Genomic DNA, 838 nt, shown 5'->3' with positions numbered 1-838 from the left:
CCTTGTGAATCAATATTGTGATCTTCTGTTACGACACCTGTTAGGTCTCCAGAAATATTTGGCGTGTCTTGCTTACCTGTTACCGGTACCTGAACAATGATGCTCGAGCCATTAGATAGATGTAACGCAAAATGGTCAGTACCTGATTGGTGCTGATTTAACAGGATGTATTGAGGAGAATTTGGATTCAATACGAATGTGTATTGACCATTGGCATCAACATGAAGCTCTCCGTAGGTACCTTTTATAACTTCTGGCATAAAGGTGACGGGTAAAGCGGGCGTCGTAGGCGCATTCGAATGAGTCGGCTGACCGTTACTCCCTGAGGAGATAGTAGGCATCGATACCGAAGGAATGTAATGGACTTGCGGGTGAGAAAGCGTCGATAAATGATGAGAAGGAACCAGGTGAGAGCTCGAACCATGGGCGGCATGACTTGCACTTAAGGTCGAGTTTACGTCGCTGTCGCTCGTTTGAGCCTCTTGATGAGTAACCGCTGATGAGTCGGTTTTTCCATGGTGGTCGCTGGAATCTTTTGCTGTCACGTTATTTGCGGTTACTTGATCTGCAGCGTCACTGGAATTGTCTATGCTCTCTGCAGCAGCGTGTTTAGCCAATGATGGCAAAATCATCATGAGTGACTGAAAAAGTGGGATATTCACTTTTAGATGTGAATGCAGTCTGCGCTTCTTTTTTTGTGTTGGTTTCTTTTGTTCTAGCTTGTTACTTTTCTTATTTTTGATTTCTGTATTTTTCTTGTTTGCTTCGACGTTTTTTTTGTTAGCCATTTTTATCATCCGTGAATCGTGGTTGCACTATCTTAAGTAAAATACACAGA

1 protein-coding gene is annotated in these 838 nt (G+C 43.1%); it reads right to left on the bottom strand.

What is annotated here, in order from left to right; genetic code table 11:
• A partial coding sequence (locus AB4653_RS21265) for a VCBS domain-containing protein (RefSeq protein WP_372105268.1) occupies positions 1-788 on the bottom strand: 788 nt, incomplete at its 3' end.
• Between the last annotated feature and the right edge of the window lie 50 nt (positions 789-838).

Source organism: Vibrio sp. 10N.222.48.A3 (genome assembly GCF_041475345.1).
Classification (GTDB): domain Bacteria; phylum Pseudomonadota; class Gammaproteobacteria; order Enterobacterales; family Vibrionaceae; genus Vibrio; species Vibrio tasmaniensis_A.
This window is presented reverse-complemented; position numbering and strand designations above follow the sequence as displayed.